Origin of the sequence: Pseudomonas sp. PA-6-3C (genome assembly GCF_021605825.1) — a bacterium.
GTDB classification, from domain to species: Bacteria; Pseudomonadota; Gammaproteobacteria; order Pseudomonadales; family Pseudomonadaceae; genus Aquipseudomonas; species Aquipseudomonas edaphica.
Map to the genome: position 1 here is coordinate 234,431 of NZ_WKDV01000002.1, position 18,251 is coordinate 252,681.

Annotated in this window: 15 protein-coding genes; 6 read left to right on the plus strand and 9 right to left on the minus strand. The window is 57.7% G+C overall.

Annotated features, from left to right (window positions below):
- Positions 1 to 34: 34 nt before the first annotated feature.
- Genes yidC through rpmH form a run of 4 tightly spaced genes read right to left on the minus strand, consistent with a single transcriptional unit; the run spans position 35 to position 2,513 of the window.
- Positions 35 to 1,717, minus strand: coding sequence for a membrane protein insertase YidC (yidC, locus tag GIW48_RS02875; protein ID WP_017135128.1), 1,683 nt, complete (start codon positions 1,715 to 1,717; stop codon positions 35 to 37).
- A 2-nt stretch (positions 1,718 to 1,719) separates the two neighbouring features.
- Positions 1,720 to 1,965, minus strand: a complete 246-nt coding sequence (gene yidD / locus GIW48_RS02880; RefSeq protein ID WP_073636650.1) for a membrane protein insertion efficiency factor YidD — start codon at positions 1,963 to 1,965, stop codon at positions 1,720 to 1,722.
- On the minus strand, positions 1,958 to 2,362 hold the full coding sequence (rnpA, locus tag GIW48_RS02885) for a ribonuclease P protein component (protein WP_026013533.1): 405 nt from the start codon (positions 2,360 to 2,362) through the stop codon (positions 1,958 to 1,960). The genes yidD and rnpA overlap by 8 nt, the downstream gene beginning before the upstream one ends.
- Before the next feature lie 16 nt (positions 2,363 to 2,378).
- Complete coding sequence (rpmH, locus tag GIW48_RS02890) at positions 2,379 to 2,513, minus strand: 50S ribosomal protein L34 (protein ID WP_003213577.1); 135 nt, start codon at positions 2,511 to 2,513, stop codon at positions 2,379 to 2,381.
- Positions 2,514 to 3,099: 586 nt separating this feature from the next.
- Here rpmH and dnaA point away from each other — a divergent pair.
- Genes dnaA through gyrB form a run of 4 tightly spaced genes read left to right on the plus strand, consistent with a single transcriptional unit; the run spans position 3,100 to position 9,308 of the window.
- Positions 3,100 to 4,620, plus strand: a complete 1,521-nt coding sequence (gene dnaA, locus GIW48_RS02895; protein WP_017135130.1) for a chromosomal replication initiator protein DnaA — start codon at positions 3,100 to 3,102, stop codon at positions 4,618 to 4,620.
- A 38-nt stretch (positions 4,621 to 4,658) separates the two neighbouring features.
- A complete protein-coding gene (gene dnaN / locus GIW48_RS02900; protein ID WP_236460350.1) occupies positions 4,659 to 5,762 on the plus strand; it encodes a DNA polymerase III subunit beta in 1,104 nt (367 codons plus the stop codon).
- 20 nt (positions 5,763 to 5,782) lie between these two features.
- Positions 5,783 to 6,886 carry a DNA replication/repair protein RecF gene (gene recF / locus GIW48_RS02905; protein ID WP_099488159.1) on the plus strand — a complete coding sequence of 368 codons (1,104 nt, stop codon included), beginning with the start codon at positions 5,783 to 5,785 and terminating at the stop codon, positions 6,884 to 6,886.
- A 4-nt stretch (positions 6,887 to 6,890) separates the two neighbouring features.
- On the plus strand, positions 6,891 to 9,308 hold the full coding sequence (gene gyrB, locus GIW48_RS02910; RefSeq protein ID WP_017135133.1) for a DNA topoisomerase (ATP-hydrolyzing) subunit B: 2,418 nt from the start codon (positions 6,891 to 6,893) through the stop codon (positions 9,306 to 9,308).
- Between the two features lie 104 nt (positions 9,309 to 9,412).
- Here gyrB and GIW48_RS02915 read toward each other — a convergent pair whose 3' ends face one another.
- A complete protein-coding gene (locus GIW48_RS02915) occupies positions 9,413 to 10,132 on the minus strand; it encodes a response regulator transcription factor (RefSeq protein ID WP_017135134.1) in 720 nt (239 codons plus the stop codon).
- A gap of 293 nt (positions 10,133 to 10,425) precedes the next feature.
- Between GIW48_RS02915 and GIW48_RS02920 the strand changes: the two genes are divergently transcribed.
- Positions 10,426 to 11,355, plus strand: coding sequence for a FecR family protein (locus GIW48_RS02920; RefSeq protein ID WP_236460351.1), 930 nt, complete (start codon positions 10,426 to 10,428; stop codon positions 11,353 to 11,355).
- Positions 11,356 to 11,358: 3 nt separating this feature from the next.
- Positions 11,359 to 13,638: a CHASE2 and HATPase_c domain-containing protein gene (locus tag GIW48_RS02925; protein ID WP_236460353.1), complete on the plus strand. Its 2,280-nt coding sequence runs from the start codon at positions 11,359 to 11,361 to the stop codon at positions 13,636 to 13,638.
- Between the two features lie 181 nt (positions 13,639 to 13,819).
- On the opposite strand, the gene GIW48_RS02930 is transcribed toward GIW48_RS02925, so the two are convergent.
- From GIW48_RS02930 to glyQ, 4 genes are all read right to left on the minus strand, one after another.
- Positions 13,820 to 14,590: a lysophospholipid acyltransferase family protein gene (locus tag GIW48_RS02930; protein ID WP_236460355.1), complete on the minus strand. Its 771-nt coding sequence runs from the start codon at positions 14,588 to 14,590 to the stop codon at positions 13,820 to 13,822.
- Between the two features lie 82 nt (positions 14,591 to 14,672).
- Complete coding sequence (gene gmhB / locus GIW48_RS02935) at positions 14,673 to 15,209, minus strand: D-glycero-beta-D-manno-heptose 1,7-bisphosphate 7-phosphatase (protein WP_169987925.1); 537 nt, start codon at positions 15,207 to 15,209, stop codon at positions 14,673 to 14,675.
- A gap of 2 nt (positions 15,210 to 15,211) precedes the next feature.
- Positions 15,212 to 17,266, minus strand: coding sequence for a glycine--tRNA ligase subunit beta (glyS, locus tag GIW48_RS02940; RefSeq protein ID WP_176992448.1), 2,055 nt, complete (start codon positions 17,264 to 17,266; stop codon positions 15,212 to 15,214).
- A complete protein-coding gene (glyQ, locus tag GIW48_RS02945) occupies positions 17,263 to 18,216 on the minus strand; it encodes a glycine--tRNA ligase subunit alpha (RefSeq protein WP_003187265.1) in 954 nt (317 codons plus the stop codon). Before glyQ ends, glyS begins: the two co-directional genes overlap by 4 nt.
- Positions 18,217 to 18,251 lie beyond the last annotated feature (35 nt).

The following is an 18,251-nucleotide window of genomic DNA, read 5'->3' on the forward strand; positions in this document are numbered from 1 at the left end:
AGGGGGCGTCTTGAGTGGTTATCCACAGAGTAAATTACGCCGCAGCTTTTTTGGTAGCCGCTTCGATTTTACGTGTGATGTACCACTGTTGAGAGATCGACAACACGTTGTTGACCACCCAGTACAGAACCAGACCGGCTGGGAACCACAGGAAGAAGAAGGTGAAGATGATTGGCATCATCTTCATGACCTTGGCCTGCATCGGGTCCGGCGGAGTCGGGTTCAGACGCTGCTGGATAAACATGGTCGCGCCCATGATGATCGGCAGAATAAAGAACGGGTCTTTAATCGACAGGTCAGTTATCCACAGAATGAACGGTGCCTGGCGCATTTCGACGCTTTCCAGGAGAACCCAGTACAGCGACAGGAATACCGGCATCTGCACCAGAATCGGCAAGCAACCACCCAGCGGGTTGATCTTCTCTTTCTTGTACAGCTCCATCATGGCCTGCGACATTTTCTGCCGGTCGTCACCATGTTGCTCTTTCAGAGCGGCCAGTTTCGGCGCAACGGCACGCATGCGCGCCATCGACTTATAGCTGGCTGCCGACAGAGGGAAGAAAATCCCTTTGATCAGCATGGTCAGGAAGATGATCGAGAAGCCCCAGTTACCCACAATGCTGTGGATATGTTGCAGCAGCCAGAAAATAGGCTGGGCAATGAACCACAGAATGCCGTAATCCACAGTCAGTTCCAGACCTGGGGACAACTCTTTGAGCACAGCCTGGCTTTTCGGGCCGGCGTACAGGGTAGTGCTGGTTTCAGCCTTGGCACCTGGAGCGACGGTCAACGCCGGGCCAGTAAAACCAATGATGTAGTTGCCTTGGCTGTCTTTGCGGGTTTGAACCAGGTTGGCTTCACCCTTGTTCGGGATCCATGCGGTCACGAAGTAGTGTTGCAACCAGGCAACCCAGCCACCTTGGACGGTTTCTTTCAGCGCGCCCTTGTCGATATCTTTCATCGACACTTTTTTGTACGGCTCGCTACTTGTCCACAGGGCGGCGCCCAGGTAAGTCGCAGTGCCGGTGGCGGTGCTGGAAGAAGGATCGGCGCTGTTGTCACGCTTGAGCTGGGCAAACAGGTTGCCCGTCCATGGCTTGGCGCTTTCGTTGTCGATCAGGTAAGTGACCTTCAAGTCGTACAAACCACGGGTGAAGCTGAAACGCTTGATGTAGTTGACGCCGTCGAGGCTGAATTTCAGGTCGACATTCAACTGGTTCTGGCCATCAGCCAGTTGATAAGTCTTCTGTTCGGTCGAATAAACCGGACGACCGGTAGCACGAGCATCAGGACCGTCAGTGCCGGTCAGGCCGCTTTGCGCCAGATAAGTACGTTCACCACCGTTATCGAACAGTTGGAACGGAACATCTGGATGGTCTTGGCGACGTGGATACAGCGGCAGTTTCAACTGCGCGATATCACCACCTTGTGGGTCGATAGCCAGGTCGAGCACATCCGTTTTCACGTGGATGAGGTCTTTATTGGTGACCACTGGCGTTTCTAGAGGGGCGCTTGTCTCGCCATTCGCGCTGGGAACATCGGCACTCGCGGACGCATTGTTACCCAGCGGGGTGTCCGGAATAGCCGGCGCAGCCTGATTGGTAGCAACATTCTGAGTCGGCAGGGCAGCCTGGCCGTAGTCCTGGTTCCACTTAAGAACCATGACGTAGGACACGATTGCCAGGGCGACGATCAGGATCGTGCGTTTAATATCCATGATTACTCGGCCATCGAAGAAGAACGGGAGGTAGGGATAGGTGGAACCGGGTCGAAACCACCGGGATTCCACGGATGACAGCGGCCTAAACGACGAAAGGCCAGCCAGCCACCGCGCAGAAGACCATGATTTTCTATGGCCTCTAACGCGTAGCAGGAACAACTGGGGTAGAAACGACAGTGGTCGGCCATCAGAGGACTAATGGCATAACGGTAAAACTGGATCGGAACGAGTGCCAGTTTACGCATTGGTGCTGTCTACCCCTACAGTTTCGGTGCTGACTGCTGGTGCTGGCTTGTTGGTACGCGCCAAACGTTTCCAGAGCTTGCCGAAATGCTGAATCAATTCGGGGTTTTCTACATCCCCCAAGCCTTTGCGCGCGACGATAACAATATCCCAACCAACCAGAGTGTCCTGGTGGAGGCGAAACGATTCGCGCATCAGACGCTTGAGGCGATTGCGCTCAACGGAGAGCTTTACGCTCTTCTTGCCGATCACCAACCCGAGACGGGGGTGATCCAGATCGTTGTTACGCGCAAGGAGCAGGAGATTTTTCCCCGGAACCTTGCCGGTGGGGGAGTCAAAGACTGCCTTGAAATGCCGGGGGGTTAGCAGACGCTTTTCCCGACTGAAGTCCTGACTCACCACCAGTACCGGATTATCAAACTGCCAGACGCGCACGACCTTTGGCGCGGCGACGCGACAGGACAGCACGGCCGTTCTTGGTAGCCATGCGAGCACGGAAGCCGTGAGTACGGGCGCGTTTGATGGTGCTTGGTTGGAAAGTACGTTTCATGGCGTTGTTACCTGGTTCGTCCACAACGGGCCGGAATGGCCCCCGTTTTAAGAGACCGGCGATTCTAGAGAAAGCAAGCCTCTAGGTCAATTTCCAACCAGCTTTTCCTTCAATTAGATCTTCTACAGGTAATCGGTCCTTTTCTGTCGGCCGGGCTTTCACGAGCAATGCCATAGATATAAAAATAAAGAAGGAAGTTATTTAAAGCTTTTCTGTAAAGCTTATAAAAGCTAGGCAGGCGATCATCTGTGGATAACTGCCTTGAGGCCATATTCCACCTGCTGTACAGAGAATGACAAGTACGGGGGAAAACGGTGCTCTGCCTGTGCTGCGCTGTCGGATAAGCTGTGGGTGGAATGGGTTGTTATCCACAGGCCAGTTACCCACAGACTTTCGACCCCACTTGTGCAACGAGCTTAGGTGCGCTTATCCACAGAGCTTATGCACAGACCATTGGTCGGCTTTTTTGCACTTAACACGTTGATTTTGGCTGCTCTGTGAGCAACCTACATGTGGATAAGTGGGCGTCTGGCCGCTACAATGGCGGCTGTTTTTGCCTCACCGGCTTTCAACTTAGGGGATATCCGTGTCAGTGGAACTTTGGCAGCAGTGCGTGGAGCTTTTGCGCGAAGAGCTGCCTGCCCAGCAATTCAACACCTGGATCCGTCCGCTACAGGTCGAAGCCGAAGGCGACGAGTTGCGTGTCTACGCGCCGAATCGTTTTGTTCTCGACTGGGTCAACGAAAAATACCTGAGCCGCGTTCTCGAATTGCTCGATGAACACGGCAACGGCATCGCGCCCGTGCTTTCCTTATTAATAGGCAGCAAACGCAGCTCTGCACCTCGCGCTGCGCCGAATGCGCCGCTGGCTGCTGCTGCGTCGCAAGCCCAAGCAGCACCGGCACCTGTTAATAACTCGCCGGCGCCCGTGGCCCAGGCGCCGTCGAAATCCTCGTCGCAGAAAAACGCGCCTATAAATGAAGAACCGTCGCGTGACAGCTTTGACCCGATGGCCGGCGCCAGCTCCCAGCAAGCACCGGTTCGCGCTGAGCAGCGCACCGTGCAGGTGGAAGGTGCGCTCAAGCACACCAGTTACCTGAACCGCACCTTTACCTTTGAGAACTTCGTCGAAGGTAAATCCAACCAGTTGGCCCGCGCGGCCGCCTGGCAGGTTGCCGATAACCCCAAGCATGGTTACAACCCGCTCTTCCTTTATGGTGGCGTTGGCTTGGGTAAGACCCACTTGATGCATGCTGTGGGTAACCATCTATTAAAGAAGAACCCGAATGCCAAGGTTGTGTACCTGCACTCGGAGCGCTTCGTGGCTGACATGGTCAAGGCCTTGCAGCTCAACGCAATCAACGAATTCAAGCGTTTCTACCGTTCTGTGGACGCTTTGCTGATCGATGACATTCAATTTTTCGCTCGCAAGGAACGTTCCCAGGAAGAGTTTTTCCACACCTTCAACGCGCTGCTCGAAGGCGGCCAACAGGTCATCCTGACCAGTGACCGTTACCCGAAGGAAATCGAAGGCCTGGAAGAACGCTTGAAGTCACGCTTTGGCTGGGGCCTTACCGTTGCGGTAGAACCGCCGGAGCTGGAAACCCGCGTGGCGATCCTGATGAAAAAGGCCGACCAGGCAAAAGTCGACCTGCCCCACGATGCAGCCTTCTTTATCGCCCAACGCATTCGTTCCAACGTGCGTGAGCTGGAAGGCGCGCTCAAGCGGGTCATTGCACACTCGCACTTTATGGGCCGCGACATCACCATCGAGTTGATTCGCGAATCCCTGAAAGACCTGTTGGCTCTGCAAGACAAGCTGGTGAGTGTGGATAACATTCAGCGCACCGTGGCTGAGTACTACAAGATCAAGATTTCAGACCTGCTGTCCAAGCGCCGTTCGCGCTCGGTGGCACGTCCACGTCAGGTGGCGATGGCGCTCTCCAAAGAGCTGACCAACCACAGCCTGCCGGAAATCGGTGATGTGTTTGGCGGTCGCGACCACACCACGGTCTTGCACGCGTGCCGCAAGATCAATGAACTTAAGGAATCCGACGCGGATATTCGCGAGGACTACAAGAACCTGCTGCGTACACTGACTACCTGATGACACCAGCGCAGCTTATTAAGGCAAGGGACTAGACCATGCATTTCACCATTCAACGCGAAGCCCTGTTGAAACCCCTGCAACTGGTCGCAGGCGTCGTCGAGCGCCGACAGACCTTGCCGGTGCTTTCCAACGTATTGTTGGTGGTCGAAGGCCAGCAATTGTCCTTGACCGGTACCGACCTGGAAGTCGAACTGGTGGGTCGTGTGCAGCTGGAAGAACCGGCTGAGCCCGGCGAAATCACTGTGCCGGCACGTAAGCTGATGGATATCTGCAAGAGCCTGCCCAACGATGCGCTGATCGACATCAAGGTTGATGAGCAGAAGTTGGTGGTCAAGGCCGGTCGCAGCCGTTTTACGCTGTCGACCTTGCCAGCCAATGACTTCCCTACCGTCGAAGAAGGCCCAGGTTCGCTGACCTGCAGCCTGGACCAAAGCAAGCTGCGCCGTTTGATCGAGCGCACCAGCTTCGCCATGGCCCAGCAGGACGTGCGTTACTACCTCAACGGCATGTTGCTGGAGGTCGCTGAAGGCGTTATCCGTGCAGTGGCTACCGACGGTCACCGCCTGGCCATGTGCTCGATGCGTGCTGACATCGGCCAGCCGGACCGTCACCAGGTCATCGTGCCGCGTAAAGGTATTCTGGAACTGGCGCGTCTGCTCACCGAGCCGGATGGCAATGTCAGCATCGTCCTGGGTCAGCACCACATCCGCGCCACCACCGGCGAATTCACCTTCACGTCCAAGCTGGTTGACGGCAAATTCCCGGATTACGAGCGTGTGCTGCCAAAAGGTGGCGACAAGCTGGTAATCGGCGATCGTCAGGCGCTGCGTGAAGCGTTCAGCCGTACCGCGATTCTGTCTAACGAAAAGTACCGTGGTATTCGTCTGCAACTGGCCAACGGTCAGCTGAAGATCCAGGCCAATAACCCGGAGCAGGAAGAAGCGGAAGAAGAAGTCGGCGTTGAATACAATGGCGGCTCGCTGGAGATCGGCTTTAACGTGAGCTACCTGCTGGACGTACTGGGCGTGATGACCACCGAGCAGGTTCGCCTGATTCTGTCGGACTCCAACAGCAGTGCCCTGGTGCAAGAATCCGACAATGACGACTCGGCTTACGTTGTTATGCCGATGCGCCTGTAATCATGCTCAGCAGAAGCTAGATGTCCCTCAGTCGCGTCTCGGTCACCGCGGTGCGCAATCTGCACCCGGTGACCTTCTCCCCCTCCCCCCGCATCAATATCCTTTACGGCGCCAACGGCAGCGGCAAAACCAGCGTGCTGGAAGCCGTCCATTTGCTTGGGCTTGCCCGTTCCTTCCGTAGTGCTCGCTTGTTGCCGGTGATTCAATACGAACAACTGGCTTGCACCGTGTTTGGCCAGGTTGAACTGGCAGAAGGTGGGCACAGCGCCCTGGGGATATCTCGAGATCGCGGCGGTGATTTCCAGATTCGCATTGACGGGCAAAATGCTCGCAGTGCTGCACAGTTGGCAGAAATCCTGCCGCTGCAGCTTATCAACCCAGACAGCTTTCGCCTTTTGGAAGGTGCACCGAAAATCCGCAGGCAGTTCCTCGATTGGGGAGTGTTCCACGTGGAACCGCGCTTCATGGCCACTTGGCAGCGCCTGCAGAAGGCCCTGCGGCAGCGGAACTCATGGCTGCGGCATGGTACACTTGACGCCGCTTCGCAAGCGGCCTGGGACCGGGAACTGTGCCTGGCCAGTGACGAAATAGATGAATACCGCCGTGCCTATATCAAAGCCTTGAAACCAGTCTTTGAGCAGACCTTGAGTGAGTTGTTGGATCTCGAGGGCCTGACGCTGAGCTACTACCGTGGTTGGGATAAAGAACGTGAGCTGAGCGCAGTGCTCGCCACGTCCTTGCAGCGGGATCAGCAAATTGGCCATACCCAGGCAGGCCCACAACGTGCTGACTTGCGCCTTAGATTAGGCGCACACAATGCCGCGGATATTTTGTCCCGCGGTCAGCAAAAGTTGGTGGTGTGTGCACTGCGTATTGCCCAAGGGCATTTGGTTAGCCAAGCCCGGCGCGGTCAGTGTATTTATCTGGTGGATGACTTGCCGTCCGAACTCGACGAGCAGCACCGCCGCGCGTTATGCCGCTTGTTGGAAGACTTACGCTGCCAGGTGTTTATCACCTGTGTAGACCACGAATTATTGAGGGAAGGCTGGCAGACGGAAACGCCAGTCGCTTTGTTCCACGTGGAACAGGGCCGTATCACCCAGACCCACGACCATCGGGAGTGAAGGCATGAGCGAAGAAAACACGTACGACTCGACCAGCATTAAAGTGCTGAAAGGTTTGGATGCCGTACGCAAACGTCCCGGTATGTACATCGGCGACACCGATGATGGTAGCGGTCTGCACCACATGGTGTTCGAGGTGGTCGACAACTCCATCGACGAAGCTTTGGCCGGTCACTGCGACGACATCAGCATTATCATCCACCCGGATGAGTCCATCACCGTGCGCGACAACGGTCGCGGTATTCCGGTCGATGTGCACAAAGAAGAAGGCGTATCGGCGGCAGAGGTCATCATGACCGTGCTTCACGCCGGCGGTAAGTTCGACGACAACTCCTATAAAGTTTCCGGCGGTTTGCACGGTGTAGGTGTGTCGGTGGTGAACGCTCTGTCCGAAGAGCTTATCCTGACTGTTCGCCGTAGCGGCAAGATCTGGGAACAGACCTACGTCCACGGTGTTCCACAAGAGCCGATGAAAATCGTTGGCGACAGTGAATCCACCGGTACGCAGATCCACTTCAAGCCTTCGGCAGAAACCTTCAAGAATATCCACTTCAGTTGGGACATCCTGGCCAAGCGTATTCGTGAACTGTCGTTCCTTAACTCCGGTGTGGGTATCGTCCTCAAGGACGAGCGCAGCGGCAAGGAAGAGTTGTTCAAGTACGAAGGCGGCTTGCGTGCGTTCGTTGAGTACCTGAACACCAACAAGACTGCGGTCAACCAGGTGTTCCACTTCAACATCCAGCGTGAAGACGGTATCGGCGTTGAAATCGCCCTGCAGTGGAACGACAGCTTCAACGAGAACCTGTTGTGCTTCACCAACAACATTCCACAGCGCGACGGCGGTACTCACTTGGTGGGTTTCCGTTCCGCACTGACGCGTAACCTGAACACCTACATCGAAGCGGAAGGCTTGGCCAAGAAGCACAAAGTGGCCACTACCGGTGACGATGCGCGTGAAGGCCTGACGGCGATTATCTCGGTGAAAGTGCCGGATCCAAAGTTCAGCTCCCAGACCAAAGACAAGCTGGTGTCTTCCGAAGTGAAGACCGCAGTGGAACAGGAGATGGGCAAGTACTTCTCCGACTTCCTGCTGGAAAACCCGAACGAAGCCAAGCTGGTTGTCGGCAAGATGATCGACGCGGCGCGTGCCCGTGAAGCGGCGCGTAAAGCCCGTGAGATGACCCGCCGTAAAGGCGCGTTGGATATCGCCGGCCTGCCGGGCAAACTGGCTGACTGCCAGGAGAAGGACCCTGCCCTCTCCGAACTGTACCTGGTGGAAGGTGACTCTGCTGGCGGTTCCGCCAAGCAGGGTCGTAACCGTCGCACCCAGGCTATCCTGCCGTTGAAGGGTAAGATCCTCAACGTCGAGAAGGCCCGCTTCGACAAGATGATTTCCTCTCAGGAAGTCGGCACCTTGATCACGGCGTTGGGCTGCGGTATTGGCCGCGATGAGTACAACATCGACAAACTGCGTTACCACAACATCATCATCATGACCGATGCTGACGTCGACGGTTCGCACATCCGTACCCTGCTGCTGACCTTCTTCTTCCGTCAGTTGCCGGAGCTGATCGAGCGTGGCTACATCTACATCGCTCAGCCGCCGTTGTACAAAGTGAAAAAGGGCAAGCAAGAGCAGTACATCAAAGACGACGACGCCATGGAAGAGTACATGACGCAGTCGGCCCTGGAAGATGCCAGCCTGCACTTGAACGACGAAGCCCCGGGCATTTCCGGTGAGGCGCTGGAGCGTTTGGTTAACGACTTCCGCATGGTAATGAAGACCCTCAAGCGTCTGTCGCGCCTGTACCCTCAGGAGCTGACCGAGCACTTCATCTACCTGCCTTCCGTGAGCCTGGAGCAGTTGGGCGATCACGCCCACATGCAGAATTGGCTGGCTCAGTACGAAGTACGTCTGCGCACCGTCGAGAAGTCTGGCCTGGTTTACAAAGCCAGCTTGCGTGAAGACCGTGAACGTAACGTGTGGCTGCCGGAGGTTGAACTGATCTCCCACGGCCTGTCGAACTACGTCACCTTCAACCGCGACTTCTTCGGCAGCAACGACTACAAGACCGTGGTTACCCTCGGCGCGCAATTGAGCACCCTGTTGGATGACGGTGCTTACATCCAGCGTGGCGAGCGTAAGAAAGCGGTCAAGGAGTTCAAGGAAGCCCTGGACTGGTTGATGGCTGAAAGCACCAAGCGCCACACCATCCAGCGATACAAAGGTCTGGGCGAGATGAACCCGGATCAACTGTGGGAAACCACCATGGATCCTGCTCAGCGTCGCATGCTGCGCGTGACCATCGAAGACGCCATTGGCGCAGACCAGATCTTCAACACCCTGATGGGTGATGCGGTCGAGCCTCGCCGTGACTTCATCGAGAGCAACGCCTTGGCGGTGTCTAACCTGGATTTCTGATCAGGCTACCCGCTAAAACAAAAAGGCCAACGCTCAGCGTTGGCCTTTTTTATTGGGTGAAACTTAAGCGTTTTACAATTGCTCCACGTGGAACATCACTGTTTTTAACCTTGGGCCGCCGCCACACTCTCCAACCGATAGCCATACCCGTAGATGGTCAGCAGCTGCCAGCCCCGGTCTGCGGTCAACCCCAGCTTGTTACGCAGCCGATAAATATGTGTATCCAGTGGCCGTGAGGAGACCATTTCTTCATGGCTCCAAAACCGCTCATACAGGTATTCCCGAGACAGTGGCCGAGCCAGGTTGGCGAACAAGCAACTGGCCAGGCGGTATTCACGCTCAGTGAGATTGATCGGCTTACCCGCGCGCGTCACCGTCAGTTCGGCATCATCAAAGGTCAGGTCGTTGAAACTCTGCACCTCATTAGTCGCTGGCTTTTGCAGCCCATGGCGGCGTAGCACGGCGTTGACCCGAGCCTTGAGTTCGTTTGGCCGAAACGGCTTGCTGACGTAATCATCCGCCCCGCTGTTGAGTGCGGTGACGATATCGCTCTCGGCATCTCGGCTGGTCAACATGATTACGGCGGGAGGTGAGTCCATGTGCTCGCGCGTCCAGCGCAGCAATGCGATGCCCGTGATGTCGGGCAGTTGCCAGTCGAGTATCAACAGGTCAAAGGTTTCGCGGCGCAGTTGGCGCAGCAGGTCTTCACCGCGTTCGAAGAAATGCAGGGACCAGGGTTGCTCTGCGGTGCTGGGGATCTGTCGCAGCGTCTGTTCAACCCGACGCAATTCAGCGGGTTCGTCGTCCAGTATTGCGACACGCATGGGTGGGTCCTTTCTACAAAAAATACGACAGCCGACGGTCTGTTCAATCGCGTAGGTAATGCACAGATGCCTGTGGTTGAATCTGAATAATTATGGCCAGACTCAATGCTCACAGGATCTATCGGTACGCTGATATCAAAGGGCCGTAAACCCGTTTAAAGTCTTGCGTACCTACCAGGCGAAAGATACCGGCTCCTACCCTTGAGGAAAAGGATCAGCCGACACATGCGCTGCCGTAGACCTGTATGTGCTGAGGTCAGATGCCGTCTGAAACTACTCGGGTGATGAGCTCCATGACCTGTTCTGCCTATCGATTATGCTGTGCCCTACCTGCGTTACTGGCCCTGGTCATCGGTACAGCCCAGGCTGCAACGCCCTATCGCCCTGCTTATATTGACGAGCCGTTCCTGTGCCGTGCGCACCCGTTGCCTGCAGTTGTGCAGCATTTGACGGGTGAAGCCTGGAAGCTCGATGCCAAAGGCGGGGCGCAGCCTCTACTGGAAGGGATGAGCATTGATGAGCAAGAAGGCGTGAAGACTTCGACATCGGCTTTCGTCAGCCTGCGCCTGGGTGATGGTTCCAGTGTGGTGCTGCCCTCCAGTTCACAGGTGCGGCTGCACTGGGTGGAAAAACAGGCGATTCCCCAGGTCATTCTGGAACAGGGCCAGGTCGAGACCTATGTGATCAAACGGGCCAGTGACTACGACCGTTTTCAGATCGTGACGCCCGTCGGAGTTCTGGGCGTGCGTGGCACGCACTTTCGCGTGCGCAATGACGGCGAGCAATCCGTGCTGGAGGTGCTGAATGGCCAGGTAGCGGTTAACCGTGCAGCAAGCAACGCCGCAGCCGAAGTGAAGGTGGACGCACGCCAAGGTCTGCTGATCAGACAACAAGGTGAACTCAAGCCCGTGGCGCTTTTGCCCGCGCCTGTATTAATCGGCCAGGATGGCCAAAAAGGTCAGTCGCCAGTCTGGAGCCTGTACCTGCGGCCATTACCCGGTGCACAGCGCTACCGCGCCCAAGTCGCGACCGACTCAGCCTTTATGAACATCAAGCAGGAAAACTTTTCCAGTGAGCCGAAAATGCGCTTCACTGGGCTCAAAGCATCGTTTTACCACGTGCGTTTGTCCGCCTACGACGCGCAGGGCCTGGAGGGAGAAACCGGGGTCTATGACATCTTCTATTACCCACCCGCCACTCAGGTACAGGCCAGCGATGGTTAATCCATGATGCTTTGGCACAAGGCCGAGAAACGCCAGCCCACTCATGCCCAGCGCTTGTTCCACGGCCTGGTGCGCGAGTGGTTGTGGATAGGTTTGCTGTTATTGCCAATGACGGCCTACCTCTCGTTGAGCCCGGGCCTGGCGCTGAACAACCCGCTGTATGACAGCCTCAGGCGCCTGGCGCCGTTGCCGGTAGACCCGCGCATCGTGCTGGTGACCATTGACGATCCTAGCCTGAAAGAGTTGGGCCGCTGGCCCTGGCCGCGCAGTTTGCACGCCGACCTGATCGACCGCCTGAGCGCCGCGCAGCCAGCGGCCATCCTCTTCGATGTGATCTTCAGTGAGCCCGGTGTGCCTGCCAACGACCAACGCCTCGCAGCCGCCGTGTGCAACGCCGGCAACGTGGTACTGCCGTTGCTGCGTGAGGAAGCGGCGAACTACAGCACGCCGGACGCGCAAATGTTGCCGATGCTCAAGTGTGCTAAAGGTCTCGGGCATATCAATGTTGAAGCCGACAGTGACGGCGTGGTGCGCAGCCTGTTTATGCGTGAAGGCCCACCCGGTGACACCACGCCGCAGTTGGCGTGGGTGGCCTATGCATTGAGCGGCCAGGCCTCTGAGATGCCAGGAGAACCTCAGCAACCGATTAACCCGTCCTGGCACCGGGAGCACGCCATTCGGATCCCGTTCATCGCTGCCGACACCCGCTTTCCTACGGTCTCCTACGCCAGCGTTATACGCGGTGAGGTCGACCCTGAACGGCTGCGGGGTCGGCTTATTCTGGTAGGCGCCACTGCGTCCGGCATGGGCGATCGTTTCGTCACCCCACTCTCCTCGACTGTCGGCACCACGGCGGGTGTTGAGATCCAGGCCAACGTGCTCAACGGCCTGCTGCAAGGGCGCAGCATCGTTGATCTACCCGGCGCGGTGTCGGCCTTGATGGCGACTGCCTGGGTGGCATTGTTACTGGGCCTGTTGTTGTATCGCCCACGCTACGCGCTCTGGATGACCCTGGGCTGCATGGCCACCGCATTGCTCGGCGCGTGGGTGTTGCTGCGCCAGGGCCACTGGTGGTCACCGGCCGCGTGCCTGATTGGTTTGCTGCTCAGCTACCTGATATGGAATTGGCGGCGCCTCAGCGTGATCCTGGCCTACTTCGGCTGGGAGCTTGCGCGGCTGGATAACGAACCCAAAGTACTGCCTGAGCGTCGTCGTGCGCCCGCGAGCAAGGGCGATGTGCTGCAAGCGCGGATCTTTGCCCTGGAACAAGCGGTAAGCCGTACACGCGATACCCGGCGGTTTATGGCCGACGGTCTGGAGTGCCTGCCGGTGGCCACGCTGATTACCGACCCCAAAGGCAGCATCCTGCTGGCCAACCGGATTGCGCGTGAGGTGTTCAGTAATGAGTTGGTCAACCAAAACCTCCTCGAACAACTCGCCGACCTGGGTTATCCGCCGCTGCACAATGGCGTGCGCCCTGCTCTCTCAGCGCTGGAACTCGTTGAGTTTCGCGACATCCATCAGCGCAGCCTGCGCATTGAACTTGCCCCTTTGCTGCCGGCTGAAGGCGACGTCGCCCTCGGCTGGCTGATGAGCCTCACAGACTTGAGCAAAGAGCGCGAAGCGCAGCAGCACCGCGAAACCATGCTGCGCTTCCTGTCCCATGACCTGCGTGCGCCACACTCGGCGATCCTGGCGCTGCTGGATGTGCATGGCGGTGAGTCGCCGGTGTTTGCTCAGATCGAGCAACAGGTCAGGCGCGCGCTGAGCCTGACTGAATCCTTCGTACAACTGGCCAAAGCTGAGGCCGATGGCTACCAGTTTCAGCCCACGCTGTTTGCCATGCTGGTTATGGATGCTTTCGATCAAGTGGCGGTCATTGGCCAACTTAAAGGCATCCACCTGGTTCATGATCTGGACGAAGCCGATGAAGGCATGGTGTACGCCGATCAATCGCTGCTGACCCGAGCGTTGTTCAACGTGCTGGAGAATGCGATCAAGTATTCCCCTTCCGGTACTACCGTCACCTTGAGCCACGGCAGCGCGCAAGGATGGCTGGAATGCCGCATCAGCGATCAAGGACCCGGTATTGCGCCAGAGGATTTGCCCGAGCTATTCAGCCAATACCGACGCTTCGATTCGGCCCAAGGCAGTGAAGGTTTGGGGTTGGGGTTGACCATGGTCAAAGCTGTAGTGGAGCGCCATGGCGGTCGCATTCAGTGTGAAAGCGAGGTGGGTAAGGGTTCGACTTTCAGCCTGCAACTGCCGTTACTCGAGGATTGAAAAACGTACTTTTTCACGGCGCATAAAAAACCGGTCACAAGGACCGGTTTTTTTATGCGGGAAAAACTTATGCACGTTTTTCGCGATTTTATGAGCTTTGGAAATATGTAAGTAAATCAGCTTGTTATGAGGCAAAAACACCATTTCGCCAACAAACCGTACACAGGTTATCCACAGATCACTAAATCGCAGGTGTCTCGACTACAACCGGCTCTGGAGGCAGCGAACCCATGGCCCGTTGCTGCGCTTCATTCCACGCCTGTGCGCGGTCATTGAGTGCGGCAATGGCGCGTGGCCCTTCACCTTCGGCGTACATGGGCTCGCCAATGACCACAGTGATAGTGCCTTCACGCTTGGCCCAACCGGTCTTCGGCCAGAATTTGCCGGCGTTGTGCGCAATCGGCAGCACCGGCAGATGGGCGTTGACCGCCAAAGCAGTACCGCCGCGTGAGAACTTGCCCACGGTGCCAAACGGCACACGCGTACCTTCCGGGAAGATCAGCACCCAAACACCATCCTTGAGCAGCTCGTCACCCTTCTTGGCCACGTGTTTGAGCGCCGCCTTGGGGTTGTCACGGTCGATGGCGATCGGCCGCAGCATGGCTATCGCCCAGCCGAAGAACGGCACGTACAGCAGCTCACGCTTAAGCACCTGGCTCAGAGGCGAGAAGTACGCGGACAGGAAGAACGTTTCCCACGTGCTCTGGTGATTCGACAGAATCACGCAGGGCTGGTCCGGGACGTTTTCAGCGCCCTTGATCTCGAAACGGATGCCCAGGAATACCTTGGTCAGCCACAACGCACAGCGGCACCAATAAACGTTGATAAAGCGATAACGCGCCTTGAACGGCAGGAACGGCGCGATAAAAAAGCTCAGGGTGCACCACAGAAACGAACTGGTGCCCAACAGCAGGTAAAAGAAGAAGGTTCTGATGGCCTGCAAAATCGACATGGCAGCATTTACCGTTGCGGGACATGGCCCGCCTGCTAAAAGCACACTCCCGAGCGATCCTTGTTCAGGAAGTCGAGGGCGGCTAGTTGTTAATAAGTTCTGCGGCAACCGCCGCCAGATCGTCAAAAATCAGAGTGCCCACCGGCAGGTTTTTCGCCTGGGTCTTTTCGCCTTTCCCGGTCTTAACCAAAACTGGCTGAGAGTCGACGGCTTTGGCCGCCTCCAGGTCACCGAGGCTGTCCCCGACGAACCATAGCCCAGCTAACGGCACCTTGTAATGTTCTGCAATGGTTTTCAACATGCCAGGCTTGGGTTTGCGGCACTCGCAGCCTTCATCCGGCCCGTGGGGGCAGTACACCACCAGCCCCACCTCACCGCCCTGCTCGGTCACTAACGCGCGCAAACGCGCGTGCATGGCGTCCAGGGTGGCGATGTCGTAATAACCGCGGGCGATGCCGGACTGGTTGGTGGCGATGGCCACCGTCCAGCCGGCTTTGCTCAACTGCGCGATGGCCTCGATCGAGCCGGGCAGTGGAATCCATTCCGCCACCGACTTGATGTAAGCGTCGGAGTCGTAATTGATCACTCCGTCCCGATCGAGAATCAGCAGTTTCAACATGGTCAGCCCAGTACAGAAATGTCAGCGATGTTGATGAACAAGCCGCGCAGGCGTGCCAGCATGGCGTAGCGGTTTTTCCGCACGCCAGCATCTTCGGCATTGATCATCACCGCTTCAAAGAACGCATCCACCGGCTCACGCAAGGTGGCCAGGCGCGCCAGTGCTTCGGCGTAATTGCGTTCGGCGAGCAGCGGCTTCACCGCGTTTTCCGCTTTGGCGATGGCCGAGTTCAGCGAGAACTCCTTGGCATCGGCAAACAGGCCAGGGTCGACTTCGGCATTGCCGAGGTTGTCGGCCTTGCTCAGCAGGTTCGACACACGCTTGTTCACGGCGGCCAGAGCCTCGGCTTCCGGCAGCTTGCGGAAGGCTTGTACGGCCTGTACGCGCTGATCGAAGTCCAACGCCGAGCCCGGTTGCAGGGCACGTACCGACAGGTAGACGGAAACGTCCACGCCTTCGTCTTCATAACGCGCACGCAGGCGGTCGAACACAAACTCCAGCACTTGCTCGGCCAACCCGGCTTGCTTGACCTTGGCGCCAAACTGGCCGACTGCAAACACCACGGCCTGGGTCAGGTCGAGGTCGAGCTTTTTGTCGATCAGGATACGCAGCACGCCCAAAGCCGCACGGCGCAGGGCATACGGGTCTTTGCTGCCGGTAGGCAACATGCCGATACCGAAGATACCGACGAGGGTGTCCAGCTTGTCGGCGATGGCCACGGCCGCACCGGTCAGGGTGCTCGGCAGCTCAGCGCCAGCGCCGCGCGGCATGTACTGCTCGTTCAGAGCCAGGGCCACATCGTCCGGTTCGCCGTCGTTGAGGGCGTAGTAGTAACCGGCGACGCCTTGCATCTCCGGGAACTCGCCGACCATTTCGGTGGCCAGGTCGCACTTGGACAGCAAGCCAGCGCGGGCTGCCCAGGCAGCGTCACCGCCAATGCGTGGGGCAATGTAGGCGGCCAGCTTGGAAACGCGCACGGCCTTGTCGTAGACGCTGCCGAGTTTTTCCTGGAACACCACGTTTTGCAGGCGCAGGTTGAAGTCTTCGAGCTTCTGCTTCTTGTCTTGCTTGAAGAAGAACTCGGCGTCAGTCAGGCGCGGGCGCACGACTTTCTCGTTACCGGCGATGATCTGCTGCGGGTCTTTGCTTTCGATGTTGGCCACGGTGATAAAACGCGGCAGCAGCTTACCGTCCACATCCAGCAGGCAGAAATACTTCTGGTTGTCCTGCATGGTGGTGATCAGCGCTTCTTGCGGCACGTCGAGGAAACGCTCCTCGAACGAGCACACCAGCGGCACCGGCCATTCAACCAGCGCGGTCACTTCGTCGAGCAGGCTTGGCGGCACGATGGCGGTGCCTTCCTGCAGGCGGGCCAGCTCTTCGGTGCGCTTGCTGATCAGCTCGCGACGCTCGTTGGCATCGGCCAACACGTAAGCGGCACGCAGGTCGGCGGCGTAGTTGGCCGGCGAGGTGATGCGCACGGCTTCTGGATGGTGGAAGCGGTGACCACGGGAATCACGGCCAGCCTTCTGGGCGAGGATCGTGCAGTCGATGACTTGGTCACCGAGCAACATCACCAGCCACTGAGTTGGGCGCACGAACTCTTCCTTGCGAGCACCCCAGCGCATGCGCTTGGGGATAGGCAAGTCGTTCAGGGAGTCTTCAACGATGGTCGGCAACAGGCTTGCCGTTGGCTTGCCGGTGATGACCTGGCTGAAACGCAGTTTCGGGCCGCTCTGGTCGATCTCACTCAGCTCGACGCCACACTTCTTGGCAAAACCAAGGGCGGCTTGAGTCGGATTGCCTTCAGCATCAAAAGCCGCCTGGCGCGGTGGGCCGTCGAGGTTGATGCTGCGGTCCGGCTGCTGGGTTTCCAGCGCGGTCAGCAACACCGCCAGGCGACGTGGCGCGGCGTAGACTTTTTTCGCGGCGAACTTCAGGCCAGCGCTGTGCAGGCCTTTTTCGATACCGGCCAGGAACGCATCGGCCAGGGTGTTCAGTGCCTTGGGTGGCAGCTCTTCGGTGCCCAGTTCAACCAGGAAATCTTGAGCACTCATTGTGCAGCCTCCAGCTTAGCCAACACTTCATCACGCAGGTCCGGGGTTGCCATCGGGAAGCCCAGCTTGGCGCGAGCCAACAGGTAGGCTTGGGCGACGGAACGCGCCAGGGTGCGTACACGCAGGATGTATTGCTGGCGCGCGGTCACCGAGATGGCACGGCGGGCGTCCAGCAGGTTGAAGGTATGGGAAGCCTTCAACACCATTTCATAGCTCGGCAACGGCAGCGGCTGGTCGAGTTCGATCAGGCGCTTGGCTTCGCTTTCATAGAAGTCGAACAGTTCGAACAGCTTGTCGACGTTGGCGTGTTCGAAGTTGTAAGTGGATTGCTCCACTTCGTTCTGGTGGAACACGTCGCCGTAGGTGACTTTGCCGAACGGGCCGTCAGCCCACACCAGGTCGTAGACCGAATCCACGCCTTGCAGGTACATGGCCAGGCGCTCGAGACCGTAGGTGATCTCGCCGGTCACCGGGTAGCACTCGATGCCGCCGGCTTGCTGGAAGTACGTGAACTGCGTCACTTCCATGCCATTGAGCCAGACTTCCCAGCCCAGGCCCCAGGCGCCCAAAGTTGGCGATTCCCAGTTGTCTTCGACGAAACGGATGTCGTGCACCAGTGGGTCCAGGCCGACATGTTTCAGCGAGCCCAGGTACAGCTCCTGGAAGTTATCCGGGTTCGGCTTCAATACCACCTGGAACTGGTAGTAGTGCTGCAGACGGTTCGGGTTTTCGCCGTAGCGGCCGTCAGTCGGGCGACGACTGGGCTGCACATAAGCGGCGTTCCAGGTTTCCGGGCCGATGGCCCGCAGGAATGTAGCGGTGTGGAAAGTGCCGGCGCCTACTTCCATATCGTAGGGCTGAAGTACCACACAACCTTGCTCGGCCCAGTATTGCTGGAGGGCGAGGATCAAGTCTTGGAAGGTACGCACGGCTGGCGTAGGCTGGCTCACGAAATTCACCTGTTACTTGGGCTGCGATTTAAAGA